The organism is Embleya hyalina, assembly GCF_003967355.1.
Lineage (GTDB): Bacteria > Actinomycetota > Actinomycetes > Streptomycetales > Streptomycetaceae > Embleya > Embleya hyalina.
In genome coordinates this window covers 184,700-199,340 of the sequence record NZ_BIFH01000033.1, presented here as the reverse complement: position 1 = coordinate 199,340, position 14,641 = coordinate 184,700, and the positions used below count along the sequence as shown (strand labels likewise).

12 protein-coding genes are annotated in these 14,641 nt (G+C 71.6%); 5 read left to right on the top strand and 7 right to left on the bottom strand.

Translation table 11 applies throughout. The features are described from left to right. Positions 1-57: 57 nt before the first annotated feature. Complete coding sequence (locus EMA17_RS36055; RefSeq protein WP_126641417.1) at positions 58-465, bottom strand: NfeD family protein; 408 nt, start codon at positions 463-465, stop codon at positions 58-60. A 118-nt stretch (positions 466-583) separates the two neighbouring features. Beyond that, complete coding sequence (locus EMA17_RS36050) at positions 584-1,393, bottom strand: ABC transporter ATP-binding protein (protein WP_126641380.1); 810 nt, start codon at positions 1,391-1,393, stop codon at positions 584-586. A gap of 183 nt (positions 1,394-1,576) precedes the next feature. On the opposite strand from EMA17_RS36050, the gene EMA17_RS36045 reads away from it, so the two are divergent. Together EMA17_RS36045 and EMA17_RS36040 are read left to right on the top strand one after the other, a co-directional pair. Further along, positions 1,577-2,353 carry an Rv1486c family protein gene (locus EMA17_RS36045; protein WP_126641379.1) on the top strand — a complete coding sequence of 259 codons (777 nt, stop codon included), beginning with the start codon at positions 1,577-1,579 and terminating at the stop codon, positions 2,351-2,353. Between the two features lie 38 nt (positions 2,354-2,391). Beyond that, positions 2,392-2,832, top strand: a complete 441-nt coding sequence (locus EMA17_RS36040; RefSeq protein WP_126641378.1) for a hypothetical protein — start codon at positions 2,392-2,394, stop codon at positions 2,830-2,832. Positions 2,833-2,856: 24 nt separating this feature from the next. Here the strand turns inward: EMA17_RS36040 and EMA17_RS36035 are convergent, their stop codons facing one another. Then, a complete protein-coding gene (locus EMA17_RS36035) occupies positions 2,857-5,406 on the bottom strand; it encodes an FHA domain-containing protein (protein ID WP_126641377.1) in 2,550 nt (849 codons plus the stop codon). A 314-nt stretch (positions 5,407-5,720) separates the two neighbouring features. Here EMA17_RS36035 and EMA17_RS36030 point away from each other — a divergent pair, with 314 nt between their 5' ends. Further along, entirely contained in the window at positions 5,721-7,343 is a 1,623-nt protein-coding gene (locus tag EMA17_RS36030) for a streptophobe family protein (RefSeq protein ID WP_126641376.1), read from the top strand. A gap of 86 nt (positions 7,344-7,429) precedes the next feature. Further along, the gene (serB, locus tag EMA17_RS36025; RefSeq protein WP_126641375.1) at positions 7,430-8,614 is read left to right on the top strand and encodes a phosphoserine phosphatase SerB; all 1,185 of its coding nucleotides are present in this window, start codon (positions 7,430-7,432) and stop codon (positions 8,612-8,614) included. A gap of 200 nt (positions 8,615-8,814) precedes the next feature. On the opposite strand, the gene EMA17_RS36020 is transcribed toward serB, so the two are convergent. Next, positions 8,815-9,330, bottom strand: a complete 516-nt coding sequence (locus tag EMA17_RS36020) for a SixA phosphatase family protein (protein ID WP_371863095.1) — start codon at positions 9,328-9,330, stop codon at positions 8,815-8,817. A 198-nt stretch (positions 9,331-9,528) separates the two neighbouring features. After that, the gene (locus EMA17_RS36015; RefSeq protein ID WP_126641374.1) at positions 9,529-11,877 is read right to left on the bottom strand and encodes an MMPL family transporter; all 2,349 of its coding nucleotides are present in this window, start codon (positions 11,875-11,877) and stop codon (positions 9,529-9,531) included. Positions 11,878-12,341: 464 nt separating this feature from the next. Here EMA17_RS36015 and EMA17_RS36010 point away from each other — a divergent pair, with 464 nt between their 5' ends. Then, positions 12,342-12,635 carry a hypothetical protein gene (locus EMA17_RS36010; protein ID WP_126641373.1) on the top strand — a complete coding sequence of 98 codons (294 nt, stop codon included), beginning with the start codon at positions 12,342-12,344 and terminating at the stop codon, positions 12,633-12,635. A 241-nt stretch (positions 12,636-12,876) separates the two neighbouring features. Here the strand turns inward: EMA17_RS36010 and fabI are convergent, their stop codons facing one another. Together fabI and fabG are read right to left on the bottom strand one after the other, a co-directional pair. Next, a complete protein-coding gene (fabI, locus tag EMA17_RS36005; RefSeq protein WP_126641372.1) occupies positions 12,877-13,656 on the bottom strand; it encodes an enoyl-ACP reductase FabI in 780 nt (259 codons plus the stop codon). A gap of 4 nt (positions 13,657-13,660) precedes the next feature. After that, positions 13,661-14,365 (bottom strand): 3-oxoacyl-[acyl-carrier-protein] reductase, encoded by a 705-nt coding sequence (gene fabG / locus EMA17_RS36000; protein ID WP_126641371.1) that lies wholly within the window; start codon positions 14,363-14,365, stop codon positions 13,661-13,663. Positions 14,366-14,641 lie beyond the last annotated feature (276 nt).

Genomic DNA, 14,641 nt, shown 5'->3' with positions numbered 1-14,641 from the left:
TAGGGGTTCGCGGGCCGGCGTGGGACGTCAACACGGTCGGCGCAACCGATGGGATCGTCACATCACCACGGCGGTGGCGCCGTCGATGTCCGCGACGTCCACCTGGGCTCCGGGCTCGAACACGGCCGTGGTGTCCAGCGTGCGGGCCGACCAGACCTCGCCGTTGAGCTTGATCCGGCCGCCGTGCTCGTCCACCCGCTCCAGCACCACGGCGCTGGCGCCCTTGAGCGCGTCGATCCCGGTCCGGGTCCCGGGCGTGTTGTTGTGTCGGACCACGACCGGTCGCACGAAAGCGAGCAGCACGATCGAGACGACCGCGAACACCACCGACTGGACCAGGAAGTTGCCACCGGCCGCCGCCGCGATCGTGGCCGCGATCGCGGCCACCGCGAGCATGCCCATCTCCACGAAGGAGGTGAGCACGCCGAAAATGCCGAACGCCCCGACCGCGATGAGCCACCACATCCATGCGTCCACGTCTTCATCGTAGATCGTGGGCGCACGGATCAGGAGGGTGTTCTCGGACCAATGATCGGCGTGGACGAACGACCGACGCCCCGCGTGGGATCGGCCGCGTGCCGAGTCAGTGCGCCTCCGGGGCCTCCGGCATCGGCAGCCCGCGCGCCGACCAACGCCCGTACTGCTGCTCGACGATCAGCGGCAGACCGAAACAGTGCGACAGGTTGCGCGAGTTCAGGGTCTCGGCGATCGGACCGGCCGCGAGCACCTGCCCCTGACGGATCATCAGAATGTGGGTGAAGCCCGGCGGGATCTCCTCGACGTGGTGGCTCACGAGGATCATCGAGGGCGCGTACGGGTCGGCCGCCAACGCGCCGAGCCGACGCACCAGGTCCTCGCGTCCGCCCAGGTCGAGCCCCGCGGCCGGCTCGTCGAGCAGCAGCAGTTCGGGGTCGGTCATCAGCGCGCGGGCGATCTGTACCCGCTTGCGCTCGCCCTCGGACAGCGTGCCGAACGTGCGGTCCACGTATGCGGCCATGCCGAGATGGTCGAGCAGCCGCCGGGCGCGCTGCTCGTCCTCGGCGTCGTAGCGCTCGTGCCACTTGGCGGTCATCCCGTAGGCGGCGGTCAGCACGATGTCCAGAACCCGCTCGCGCCGCGGCAGTTTGTCGGTCAGCGCGGCGGACGCCATGCCCACGCGCGGACGCAGCTCGAACACGTCCACCGAGCCCAGCTTCTCGCCCAGTACGGCGACCGTGCCGGAGGTCGGGAACAGGTAGGTGGACGCAAGTTGCAGCATCGTGGTCTTGCCCGCGCCGTTGGGTCCGACGACGATCCAGCGCTCGCCTTCCGCGACCGACCAGGTCACCTGGTCCACCAGAGGGCGACCGTCGCGCACCACCGATACGTCAACCAGTTCGAGAACGTCGCTCATCCCTGCCAGCTCCCCATCGTGCGCTACGCCGCCGGACGGCATCCCCTTGTGTGGGATCACCGCCTCGCTCCGTGGTCCCGCGTTGTTGCACCCGGTCCGGGAGAAACCTATGACACCGAACCACCTCCGGTCCTGTCCGGGAGCGTTGTGAGCACCCGTGTGAGCACCCTTACGCTTGTCCGCATGCATGCCGAACCCCGCTCCGGACTTCTCGTCGCATGGGGCAATGCCCTGCTGGCCGGGCACGTTCCGCCGGACGACGCGGTGACCGAGATCGTCGGTACCGACGAGCCGCATCGGGTGTCGGGCGTACCCGGCGAGTCCGGGCCGGTCGGTCTGTCGCTCGCGCTCGGGCGGCTGCGCGCGTCGGGGGTGCGCGGGCTGCGGCTGGCGCTGCCGGTGGCCGGCGATCCGCTCGCGCTGCCGGGGCCGCCCGCCTTCAACGACCTCGCGCTCGACGCGGGCGAGGCGGCGATCACCGTCGGCGCGCCGGGTGTGGCCTACGGTCTGGTGCCCTCGGTGACCCGGCACGGCACGGCCGACGACGCGACGGTACGGGTGGCCTGGACCATGTTCGAGGTGGCCGACCGGCCCGCGCCCGGCCCGTTCCTGGCCGAGGCCGAGCGCGAGTTGGCCGAGGCGATGCGGGACACGATCGAGGACCTGACCCGGCTGGACGTGGCCGGCGGCGGACCGGCCGCGCAGCGCGCGCTGGCCGGGCTGTACCGCAAGGATTCGGACACCCGGATCGCGCCGGGCCATCCGGGCCGGGCCGGGCGGGTGCTGGACCAGGCACGCCGGATCCACACCGTGGTGCGGGTGGCGAGCGGCGAGGACGGCGGGGCGGTCAGCGCGGCCGAGATATCCGCGCGCCTGCTCGCGTTGGCCCCGCTGGAGCGGGCGTGCCGACGAGCGATGGTCGCCGCGTACGGCGCGGCGCTGGAGCCGGACCGCGCCTGAGCGGTTCGACCCGCCTCCCGCGCGGCCGGTCCTCCTCAGTGCGCCATCGCCCGGGCCTGATCCGGATCCGGACGATCGCGCGGCAGCAGTACGGCCGACGCCGCGGCCGCCGCCGCGGCGATCACCGCGCAGGCGAGGCCGCCGACACCGCGCCGGCCGACGTCGCGCCGGCCCGGCTGATCCGCTCCTCGTGGCGCATCCTCGACCGGCACTCGACGCTGTTCGCCGCCGTGTCGGCGACGCTGACCCCGGACCGGATGCGCGAGCGGCACGAGCGCCTCCTGGGCCCGATCCGGCGGTTGCTGCTCGACGGGCGGACGGCCGGGACGATCCGGGCGGACCTGCCCGCCGACTGGCTGGTGACCGTGCTCTACAGCCTGGTCCACGCGGCGGCGGCCGAGGTACAGGCGGGCAGGCTCACCGCCGAGGCCGCGCCCGAGGTGTTGACGACCACGATCCTGGCCGCCGTGCGTCCGTGAGGACCCGAACGCCGCCGGAGCGTGCTACCTGCCGCGCCGGCGTCGCGTCTTCGGGTCGAGGCGGCGCAGCATGAGCAGCGCGATCGTCCCGTATATCGCGATCTGGCCGACCAGGATGCCGATGTTGCGATACCAGACGGCCGGCTCGTGCTTCCACAGCGGATCCGGGGACTCCCCCGGTTTGAGCGGCAGTTGGGTGGCGAGGTCTATCGTGCTGCCCGACGCGGCGAAGGCCCAGCGGGCCGGGGCCAGCCAGGCGATCTGCTCGATGCCGGCCTTGCCGTTGAGCGGGAACAGGCCGCCGCACAGCACCACCTGCACGATCGCGATCACCACGAGCAGCGGCATCGCCAACTCGGCGCTGCCGATCGAGGCGGAGACCACCAGCCCCACCGCCATCGCCGCGATCGCGGACAACACCACCGCGATGCCGATCTCGACGATCGCCGGGCTGAGCACGACGCCCTTGGCGGGCAGCTTCACGCCGACCAGCGCGACGGCGGTGAGCACCGCGCCCTGGATCGCGGAGATCAGGCCGAGCACCAGGATCTTCGAGCCGAGGTAGGCCGAGACCGAGAGGCCGGCGCTGCGCTCGCGGCGGTAGATCGCGCGTTCCTTGATCAACTCGTTGACCGCCGTCGCGGTGCCCATCAGGCCGCTGATCACGAACAGCACGAGCAGCTTGGTGGTCGCCTCCTGGTTCGACCCCGGCGGCGCCCCCGCCGGACTGACCAGCTTGCCCGGGATGACCCGGCAGAGCATGCCCAGGAACAGCGGCGCTATGGCCAGCAGCGCCAGGTATTTGCGGTCGGAGGCGATCACCGCGAGGTAGCGCCGGGACAGCGTGGTCAGTTGGGAGAACCAGCCCTGCGGTTTGGGCGGCTTCGCCTGCGGCCGTTCGCCCTGTTCGGCGTGCGCGCGGTCCCGGCCGACCTCTATGTACCTGCCGTACAACTCCGAGCGACGGAACGGGCCTTCGTAATCGCGGTCGGGCTCGTCGTCGAACATGGTGAAGACCTCGGGCCAGTCGCCCTTGCCGAAGAACGGCAGCGCCTCGTCGGGCGGGCCGAAGAAGGCGATCCGACCGCCGGGCGCGAGCACGAGCACGCGGTCGCAGACGTTCAGGCTCCGGGTGCTGTGGGTGACCACGATGACCGTACGGCCGTCGTCGGCGAGTTCGCGCAGCTTCTCCATCACCGAGCGCTCCAGGCCCTCGTCCAGGCCGGAGGTGGGCTCGTCGAGGAACAACACGGACGGTTTGGTGAGCAGTTCGACGGCGACGCTGACCCGCTTGCGCTGGCCGCCGGAGAGGCTGCTGACCTTGGTGTCGGCGTACGGCGAGGCGGCCCCGCGCGGCACCTTGTCCAGGCTCAGTTCGCCGATCACCTCCTCCACCCGGCGCTCGCGCTCGGCCGCCTCGGTGTCCTCGGGGAAGCGCAGTTGCGCGGCGTAGCGCAGCGCGGTGCGCGCGGTGAGTTGGGCGTGCAGGATGTCGTCCTGCGGCACCAGGCCGATGCGCTGGCGCAGTTCGGCGTTGTTCGCGTACAGGTCGCGGCCGTCGTAGAGGATCTTGCCGCTGGCCGCGCGCCGACTGCCGGTGAGCGCGCCGAGCAGGGTGGACTTGCCCGCGCCGGAACCGCCGACGATGGCGAGCAGGTTGCGTTCGGCGAGCGGGAAGGAGACGTTGTCGAGCAGGACCCGCTTGCCGGCCTTGACGGTGAGGTTCTGCACCTCGAGGGACACCTCGCCGGTGTCGATGAACTCGCGCAGTTCCTGGCCGTCGAGACGGAAGGTGGCGTGCCCGATGCCGACCAGATCGGCCTCGCCGAGCAGCGCCCGCTCGATCGGTTGGCCGTTGAGGAACGTGCCGTTGTGGCTGCCCAGGTCGACGATTTCGCGCCGGCCGCCGGGTGTGGTGCGCAACTCGGCGTGGTGGCGGGAGACCATCAGGTCGGTGAGGACCAGGTCGTTGTCCAGCGCGCGGCCGATGCGCAGCGTGCGGACCGGGAGCGGGATGACCATGCTGGGCTGCCGGTCCACGCTCGGGCGCGGGTCGACGGCGGGCCCGGCGCCGATGTGCGCGCGCTCCAACGGGTTCGGCCGGTCCGGGACTCGGCGCGGCGGCTCGGGGACGGAGGGCGGCTCGGGGATCGACGGCGACTCGGGGGTGTACGGCGACTTGGCGCGGCGCGGGGGTGGTTCGCCGCGACCGGGCGGTTCGGGGATCTGTACGTGGTCGTGTCGCGCGAGGCGCGGCGGCGCCGGCTCGGTGGCGGTCGTCTCCGGTGCGAGGCGCAGCGGATCGCCGTCGTCCGGGTCGCCGAGCAGCACCTCGCAGCCTCGGCCGACGACCACGCGGTGCACTCGATTGCCGCGCATCCACGAGCCGTTGACGCTGTTGCCGTCGACGAACTCCCAGCCGTCGGGACCGACGCGCAGGATCGCGTGCCGTCGGCTCACCCGGCGGTCGTCGAGCACGATCGCGCAGGACGGATCGCGACCGACGACGTGTTCGCGCCCGGGATCGAGGATCACGGGCGCACCGGCGCTGGTGCCGACGGTCAGGTGCGGCACTGCCGGTCCTTCTGGCGTATAGCTGTCCCCCACCCTTCGAGAGTGTAGGGACGCGGGGGCTTCCCGGGCAGGCTTTCTCGTCCGGAAGCACCGTGAACCACTCCGAAGGACGATTCCGACATCAACTTCTCCTTCCGCCTCCCCGATCCGTTGGAGCGCGGGCGCCGGCGTGTCGTCGCCGGCGCGGTCGCGGGGGCGTGCGGGTGGCATGTGGGGGGAGTCCGGGGGAATCCGTTGACGTGTGACTCGGGGCGCTCGATAGTCGAGTTTGTCCCGCTCGACCGGCGGTCGGGTCGCACGTGACAGGAGCGGTCGTGGCCTGGAACCAGCAGCAGCACAACGCACCGCCCCCCGCCCGGCCGACGGCCGGTCCCGCCTCCTGGGGCGGTGTCGCGCCCTGGCTGCACGCGTTCGGCGCGGTGCTCGCGGCGTTCGGCGCGATGGCCGCCGCCGCGTGGCTCGGGTTGTGGCTGCTCGGCGCCGACGACCTGGGCTCGGGCACGATGCCGGCGCTGGTCGCGGCGGTGGTCGCGCTGGCGGTCGGTGGCACAGTCGATCTGAAGGGCACCGAGAAAGGCGGTACGGGCGACGACGTCCTCGGCCGACTCACCGGTGACGTCTCGCTCGCGCAGGGCAGCGGCAAGGTCGACATCATGCTGCTCGGCATCGGCCTGATCGGCGCGCTGGTGCTCGGCTGGTTGTTCCTGCGTCCGCTGCGACACCGGCTGGTGATCGGCGCGTTGGACCTGGTCCTGCACGGGGTGCGGGTGCTGGTGTTCACCGCGGCCGCGCTCGGCGTGGTGGCGACGACGGGCGAACACACGCTGCCCATCGAGCAGTTCGTCTCCCGGGTCGGCGGCGCCAAGGCGCAGGATCTGACGAACGTCCTCGGCCTGGGCGCCGCGGCCCGGTTCGAGACCGACGTGACCGGCACGCTCGCCTTCGGCGCGTTGTGGCTGCTGATCACCCTGGTCGTCGCCGTCGGGGTGTCCGTGCGCGGGCCGCTGCCGGTGAAGTGGCTGCGGCATCGGGCGGTGCTGCGTCCCCCGGTGGCCGGGGTGCTGGCGGTGCTGATCGCCGCGGTGGTCGCGGGCGTGGTGGGTACGCCGTTCGTGGCCGCCGCCGCGCCCGCGCCGAAGCGCATGATCGGCGGCATGTTCTTCGCGCTGCCCAACGCGGTCTGGCTGCTCGCCTCGCTCGGCCTGGGCATCCCGTGGAAGGCGACCACGACCGACCCGACCGGCGGCGGCTTCTCGTTCGGTCTGCCCGGGCCGCTGGGCAAGCTGGTCAAGGCCTCCGCGGGGGACGGTCTGCCGATCCGGATCGACCGATTGGCCGAGTTGGACTCGCGGGCGTGGTTCGTACCGCTGTTCTCCGCGCTGCTCCTGCTGTTCGGCGGGACCCTGATGGCGCTGCGCGCGCCCGCGTCGGTGCGCCCGCACCAGCACGCGTGGCGGTTCGCGGTGGCGCTGGCCGGCGGGCTGCTGGTGATCGCCTGTCTGATGCGGCTTCAGCTCAAGGTCGCGGTGTCGGTGTTCGGCGGGGTGGTCTCGCCCGGCGCGTCGGTATCGCTGCACGCCGACTACTTGTGGACGGTGCTGCTCGGGCTGCTGTGGGGCGCGTGTGCCGGCTTCATCGGCGGCGCGCTCGCGGACTGGGTGCGCTATCGGCGGACGGACGCCGCGCCGCTCGCCGCCGGCCCGCCGCGCCCCCTCCACACGGCGCCGCCCGCGCCGCGGCACCCGGGTGCGCCCGACCCGGCGGGCCGGCCCGCCCCGTATCCCCCGCCGCGCCCCGCCTCGGCCCGGCCGCCCGCGCCCGGCCCACCCGCGCCGCCCGGACCGCCGCCGTACTCGAACAGACCCGACCCCACGCACCGCCCGCCGCCCCCGCCCGACCCGCAGGGACCGACCCGATCGGGCCCCTGGCCTGGGTGAATCCGGCCCGCCCGGCGATTCGTCGGCTGTTCGCAGTGTGGACCGGTGCGGCGGTCGATCTCGAACGGCCGGTACCGTGAAGCATCATGAATGCGCCGCGCACTCTTCTCGTCAAGATCTTCGGCAAGGACCGACCGGGGGTGACGGCGAGCCTTTTCGATGTCCTGGCCGGCCACACCGTCGAGGTCGTCGACGTCGAGCAGACCGTCACCCGGGGCCGGCTCACGCTGTGCGTCCTGATCACCACGCCGACCGACGAGGGCCGACTGCGGGCCGGCGTACACCGCTGGGCGGACGGCGAGCGCCTGGAGGCGGAGATCCTGTCCGGCGTCGGCGACAACCGCCCGCGCGGCGAGGGCCGCTCGCACGTCACCGTGCTCGGCCACCCGCTGGAGCCGGACGCGTTCGCCGGGATAGCGCACCGGATCGCGAACACCGGCGCCAACATCGACCGGATCTTCCGACTCGCCAAGTATCCGGTGACCGCCATCGAGCTCCAGGTCTCCGGCGTGGAGACCGACAAGCTGCGGCTCGAACTGGCCGTCGAGGCCGCCGAGCGCGGGGTGGACATCGCGGTCCAGCCGTCCGGGCTGCGGCGCCGGGCCAAGCGGCTGATCGTGATGGACGTCGACTCGACCCTGATCCAGGGCGAGGTGATCGAACTGCTCGCCGAGCATGCGGGCTGTCTGGACGAGGTGGCCGAGGTCACCGCCGCCGCGATGCGGGGCGAGCTGGACTTCGCCGAGTCGCTGCGGGCCCGGGTGGCGCTGCTCGCGGGGCTGGACGAGAGCGCCATCGACAGGGTGCGCGAGCAGGTCGTCCTCACGCGCGGGGCACGCACGCTGGTGCGGACGCTGAAGCGGCTCGGCTACAAGGTCGGCATCGTCTCGGGTGGATTCACCCAGGTCACCGACGCGCTGGTGGAGAAGCTGGGGCTGGACTACAGCGCGGCGAACACCCTCGAGGTGGTCGACGGCAAGCTCACCGGGCGGGTGGTCGGCGAGATCGTCGACCGGGCGGGCAAGGCGCGGCTGTTGCGCGGCTTCGCGGCGGACGCGGGGGTGCCGTTGACGGCCACCGTCGCGATCGGTGACGGTGCGAACGACCTGGACATGCTCAACGCCGCGGGGCTCGGGGTGGCGTTCAACGCGAAGCCGGTGGTTCGGGAGGCCGCGGACACGGCGGTCAACGTGCCGTTTCTGGACACCGTGTTGTTCCTGCTCGGGGTCGCGCGGGACGAGATCGAGGCGGCCGACGCGGCCGACGCGTAGCGCCGTACGGCCGACCGGCTCGGGGCCGACCGCGTGCCCGGGTCTCCCCGAGCCGGGTCGGCCGTCCTCAAACGCCGGACGGGCTGAAAAGCTTGTACTCAAACGCCGGACGGGCTGGATTCGCGCCGAACCGACCGGATTCGCGCCGGACCGGCTGTGGCCGGTCCGGCGTTGGTCGACGTGCTCGCGGGAATCGGTGGTCAGCCGGCCGGGGTGGTGAATCTGGTCAGGTGGGCCGAGCGTTCCTGGAGGTCGGACCAGGGGGTGTGCAGGCTGAGTACGGCCACCGCCGAGGTCGGGTACTTCTCCCGCAGCCGCACGAGCGTGTCGTCCTCACCGCTGCCGGCCAACGCGTTGACCAGCGTGGCCACTCCCGGGTTGTGCCCGATCAGCAGCAGCGTGTCGACCTCGTCGGGGGTCTCCTGCACGAGGTACAGGAGCGCCTGCGCGCTCGCCTCGTAGACCCGCTCGTCGTAGACGGTGTGCGGCTTGTGGTCGTAGACCTTGCCGAGCAGCCGCCAGGTCTCGCGGGTGCGCACCGCCGGGGAGCACACCACCAGATCCGGGGTGATGCCGCCGGCGAGCAGCCGGTGCCCGGTCTCGGCGGCGTCCTTGCGGCCGCGTTCGGCGAGGGGTCGCTCGTGGTCCGGCCCGTCGGGCCACTCGGCCTTCGCGTGCCTCATCACCACAAGATTGCGCTGTCGGTGGGATGCCATGGGTTCAGCCTCTCAGACATCGGCCGTTGTGCACTGCGGGTCGGTGCTTCCGTTTTCCGCGCCGGCCGAATCGGGCGGGTGGCGCCGACACGCACGACGGGTCGGGACCGAGTATCCGGTCCCGACCCGTGCTTTCGGCGGAGGTGGCGGGTGGTCGGGTCACCGCCGGCGTGGTGCCGGTGGTGACCCGACTTCGGGTCAGCCGGCCGGCGGGCGGGGGATCCGCCGCGAGGAGGACACGTTCTCGTCGTATCCGGTCCCCGGGTACACCGGCTCGTAGCCGGGCGCCGCGTAGCCGTTCGCCGAGGCGTAGGCCGGAACCGGCTCGCCGGCCGGGGCCGGCACGTCGACCGCCTCGTCGCCGTGGTCCATCTGCGGCAGCCAGTTCAGCCAGCGCGGCAGGTACCAGTTGTGGTCGCCGAGCAGGCTCATCACGGCCGGCAGCAGCAGACCGCGGATGATCGTGGCGTCGAGCAGGACCGCCACCGCCAGGCCGACACCGAACTGCTTCATCGACTGCATCGACAGGGTGCCGAAGACCGCGAACACCGCGACCATGATCGTCGCCGCGCTGGTCACCACACCGGCGGTGGTGCGAATCCCGTGCGACACGGCTTCCTTGGTGTCCATGCCCTTGTCGTAGGCCTCACGGATCCGGGAGACCACGAACACGTGGTAGTCCATCGACAGCCCGAACAGGATCACGAACAGGAACATCGGGATCCAGGAGACGACCGCCCCCGGTGCGTCGGTGCCGATCAGGAAGTCGCCGTAGCCGTGCTGGAAGACCAGCGTCATCACGCCGTACGCCGCGCCCACCGACAGCAGGTTGAGCACGATCGCGGTGGCCGCGATGGCGATCGAGCGGAACGACACCAGCATGAGCAGGAACGCGAAGCCGAGCACGAAGGCGAAGATCGGCAGCCGGGCCGCGCCGAGCTTGTCGTTGAAGTCCTTGTTGCCCGCGGTGTTGCCGGTGACCGGGGCGTCCTGGACGCCGTCGACCTTGTCCAGGGTCTCCGGGACGACCTTGTCCCGCAGTGTGGCCAGCGCGTCGTTGCTGGTCTTGTCGAGGCCGCCGCCGGCGAGCGGTACGGAGATCTTGAAGATGTTCGTGGTGCCCTGGCGCTCGACCTCGATCGGCTCGTGCATCTTGCCGGTGGCGACCGCGGCGCGGCGGAAGTCCTCGAAGGCCGCGAGGAGCTTGGGGTCGTCGGGGTTCTTGGTCTTGACCACGACCTGGGCGGGCGCCGGGCCGCCGGGGAACGCCTTCTCGATGTGCTGGTAGGTCTGCACGATGGACAGGTCGGTGGGCAGTTCCTTGTCGAGCGGCAGTTGGGCGGTCTTCATGCCCACCACCGGGATGGTCAGCGCGATCAGCAGACCGCCGGCGAGCACCGCGGTGGCCCGGGGACGGGTGAGCACCACGCCCAGGATCTTGCCCCAGACCTTGCTGCCGCCGGTGGGGCGACGCATCTTGGCCAGCCCGGGGATCTTGCCGAAGTCCACCTTGTCGCCGAGCATCGACAGCAGCGCGGGCAGCACGGTGAGCGAACCGAGCACCGCGGTGAGCACGACCAGGATGGTCGCGGAGGCCATCGACTCGAACTCGCTCAGACCGGAGAGCAGCATGCCGGCCATCGCGACGATCACGGTGATGCCGGAGATGAGCACGGACCGGCCGGAGGTGGCGGCCGCGATCCGCAGCGCGGTCTCGGGGTCGCGGCCCTTGGCCCGCTCCTCCCGCTCCCGGCGCAGGTAGAACATGCAGTAGTCGACGCCGACGGCCAGGCCGATCAGCAACATCACCGACTGCGCGTTGTCGCCCACCGGCATCAGGTGGCTGCTCAGCGCCAGCAGGCCGCCCGCGGCGATGAACGCGGTGAGCGCGAGGGCCACCGGCAGCAGGGCGGCGACCACGGCGCCGAACGCGACGAGCAGGATGCCGAGCGCGAGCGGGACGGCGGTCCATTCGGCGCGGGTGAAGTCCTTGGCGATGGTGTCCTTGAACCACTTGTCGCCGCTGGCGTCGCCGAACTGCTCGATGGCCACGTCGGGGTGCGCGCCGCGGGCCGCGGCCACCGCGTCCAGGACCGGCTGGATGTTGTCGACGGCCTTCTCGCTGTCCCCGGCCATGTCGAACTGGATCAGCGCCGAGCGACTGTCGGAGGAGATGCCGCCCTGTCCGGCGTACGGAGAGCGCATGTGCTGGGTGGCGGGGCCCTTGTCCTTGATCTGCGTGGCGTTGACGCGGTTGATCACGTCGTCCACGGCGGCACGGAACTTCGGGTCCTGCGCGACGAGCTTGTCGCTGCGCACCAGGATCATCTCGCCGGCGGGCTCACTGATGCCGGCGTCGTCGATGATGCGTGCCGCGCGACCCGACTCCCCCACACCGCGCTCGGCGTCGGTGATCTTGTCCGTCCCGCTCATACCGCCGATCACCACGGCGAGGACCACGAACAGCAGCCACCCGAATACCGCCGTTTTCCGATGCTGTGCACTCCAGCCACCGATCGAGGCGGCCAAATTGCGCCTGGATGCCATGGTCCCCGCTCCTATGTTCTCCGCTGCCGAAGGTTTTCCTCGACACGGAAACGCTATTGGCGGGCGACCGGGCCCCACATCCTGCGGACCGGTGTCTTGGGTGGGGGGCAGACACCCCTGCGTAGTAGGGCTGGCCCCACCCCTGAGAAGGAGGGGCATCGTGATCACTCGGGGCATACCGGGATACGTGTAAGGGGAACGTTCCCCGTACCCCCCTGTGACCTGCGGCGATACCGAAACGATCTTCCGAGGGAGGCATCGCTCGTGCAGGGGACCCACACGTGTGTACAACGCCCGGACGGCCGGCCGGAGTTCCCGAGGCGGGGATTCGAACGCACGGTCCGCCGGGTGCCGGGGCGCACGTCGAGCCGGCTGCCGGTGCCCGACCCGGAGGCGGGCGGCGAACCGGGCGCCGGGCTCACCCTCCGCCGGCTCGGTGGTGCCGGTCTGCGAAACTCGTCCGCATGGCTGCTACATCCGGCGAATCCTCGAAGGCGCGGTACGAGCGGGCGATGGCGGCCCGCAAGGCCCGCGAGGAGCGCACGCACGCGGAGGAAGTCGCGCGGTCCGACGCGCGCAACGAGATCCTGGCCCGCAAGGCCGCCGAGTCCGGCGACGACGGGATCCGGCAGACGGTGCTGGCACCGCCGGACCCGAACAAGTCCTCCGCCAGACAACTCGGCGGCATCCTGGGCATCATGCTGCTGATCACGGTCCTGATCGGCATCGCGGCGACGATCGCCGCCGCGACCGGTTGAGCGGTCCCTCGCCCACCCCCCGGGCCGCGACGTGCGCGATCGAGGCCGCGCCCGCGCCGTCGGCCGGATGCCGTCGGCGTGCCCACTCGGCTCCGTGACCCACGACGACACGGCCCGACCCCCCGACCCGTCGGCCGGGTGATCGGGCTGTGGACGCCTCGGCCGCTTCCCCGAAGCCGCCGCCCGGCGGCGCGGTCGCCCCGCGCGCGGCGCGGCAACGAGGGGGCCGCGCCAAGCGCGGTCAGGCGCCGATCGCGTGCAGGCCGCCGTCGACGTGGACGACCTCTCCCGTGGTCTTCGGGAACCAGTCGGACAGCAGCGCGCACACACCCCGCGCGGCCGGGTCCGAGTCGCGCAGGTCCCAGCCCAGCGGGGCCTTCTCGTTCCAGACGCCCTCGAACTTCTCGAAGCCCGGGATGCTGTTCGCGGCCATCGTCTTGACCGGGCCCGAGGAGATCAGGTTGACCCGGATGTTCTTCTCGCCCAGGTACTTGGCCAGGTAGCGCGAGGTCGACTCGAGCGCGGCCTTGGCCACACCCATCCAGTCGTAGCCCGGCCACGCCACCTGCGCGTCGAAGTCGAGGCCGACGACCGAGCCGCCGCGCCCCTCGTTCGCCTCCAGGAGCGGCAGGCAGGCCATCGTCAGCGACTTCAGCGAGTACGCCGAGACCTCCACCGCGGTGGCCACGTCGGGCCACTCGGTGTTGAGGAAGTTGCCGCCGAGGGCGTCCTTCGGGCCGAACGCGATCGAGTGCACGACGCCGTCCAGGGCCGGCACGTGCGCGCGCACGTTGTCCGCGAGCGCCGCGAGATGTTCGGCGTTCGTCACGTCCAGCTCGATCACCGGGGCCGGCTTCGGCAGTCGGTTCGCGATGCGGTTGACCAGCGAGAGCCGGCCGAATCCGGTCAGTACGACCTCGGCGCCCTCCTCCTGGGCCCGCTTGGCGACGTGGAAGCCGAGAGAGGCGTCGGTGATGACGCCGGTGACGAGAATGCGCTTGCCCGCAAGCAGGTCGCCCATGAGTTCAGTGCCCCATTCCAAGTCCGCCGTCCACAGGGATGACGGCTCCGGTGATGTACGACGCGGCGTCGGAGGTGAGGAACCTGACCACGCCGGCCACCTCGTCCACGTCGGCGTAGCGCGCCAGCGGGATCTCCTTGAGGATCTGCGCCTTGCGCTCCTCGCCCAGCACCTCGGTCATCGCGGTGTCCACGAAGCCCGGCGCCACCACGTTCGTGGTGATGTTGCGCGAGCCCAGCTCGCGGGCGACGGAACGGGCGAAGCCGACCAGGCCGGCCTTGGAGGCCGCGTAGTTGGCCTGGCCGGGCGAACCGGACAGCCCGACCACCGACGAGATCAGCACGATGCGTCCCTTGCGGGCCCGCAACATGCCCTTGCTCGCCCGCTTGACCACGCGGAACGTGCCGGTGAGGTTGGTGTCGACGACGCTGGTGAAGTCCTCCTCGCTCATCCGGAGCAGGAGCGTGTCCCGGGTGATGCCGGCGTTGGCGATCAGCACCTCGACCGGGCCGTGCGCGGCCTCGATCTCCTTGAACGCCTGCTCGACCTGCTCGCCGTCGGTGATGTCGCACCGCACGCCGAGCAGCCCCTCCGGGGGCTCACCGGAGCGATACGTGATCGCGACCTTGTCGCCGTCGGCGGCGAAGGCCCGGGCGATGGCCAGGCCGATGCCCCGGTTTCCTCCCGTGACCAGTACGGACCGGCTCAACGGATCACTCCTCTGTTCTGGGATGCTCCGGGATGTCCCCGAATATCGCCGACTGTTCCTCGACCGTCCTCGGCCGTGCTCGCGCACGTCCGGGGCCGCCCGGGCGGACCTCGACTCGCGTCACGATGACGCTATCGGGCTACCCCGGGGTAAGGGGAATCCGGTCCGGGACAGCGTCCCCGGACGGTTCGTTGTGGGAACCCGACAAGATCGACGGAAAACGGAACGATCACCTCCATCGATCGGGCACCGGCGGAATCCGGCCGGCCTGCCCGC